The following is a 567-nucleotide window of genomic DNA, read 5'->3' as shown; positions in this document are numbered from 1 at the left end:
CTCGAAGATCAGGAAAAGTTCTTTGTTCAGATAATTCATGAGCCCATTTAAGCACAACAGATTTACCTTTCTGATTTTTTGATAGGGCAGTAAACAACCTATCTAAAAATTCACGTTTTGTTTCTCCAACTCCCCAACTTGAAATTATATGCTCGCTTATACCTGTATTTCTTAAAAAACTCTTTAAGGTTTGTTTTCTCCAAAAAGATCTTAATAATGCTTCGTATACAAGTAAAATTAAACGTGCATTAACATCCTGTTCAGCAATCCCCATATAAATTTCGCCTCTTTGTATTAATCAGCTATGGATTAAATTATAACCCACAAAATAGTAAAACTTAAAAATCAAAGGGAGAAAGATTATCATTTAATTTCCATAACTTTAATCATAGAATTAATCTAAATATTTCACACCAAAAACAACATGACTATCAAAGATAGTATCTTCTATCGCCGGACTCAAACTTAGGACTTATTAACGTCGCCAATCACTTTAAATCCTCCTTTGAGAAGGGGGAGACTTGTCATGTTCTCAATTTAATAAGCGAAATTCCCTCTCCTGAGCGA

The 567-nt window shown here is 32.6% G+C and carries 1 protein-coding gene; it reads right to left on the bottom strand.

Going from position 1 to position 567, the window contains the following annotated elements:
- Positions 1–274, bottom strand: a 274-nt coding sequence (locus E2K52_RS14605; protein WP_201798521.1) for a hypothetical protein, incomplete at its 3' end; no start/stop codon positions are given.
- Positions 275–567: the final 293 nt, after the last annotated feature.

It is taken from the genome of Acinetobacter sp. RF14B (assembly GCF_006864105.1).
GTDB classification, from domain to species: domain Bacteria; phylum Pseudomonadota; class Gammaproteobacteria; order Pseudomonadales; family Moraxellaceae; genus Acinetobacter; species Acinetobacter lwoffii_C.
The sequence above is the reverse complement of the archived record's forward strand: the minus strand, read 5'-3'. Positions and strand labels throughout refer to the sequence as shown.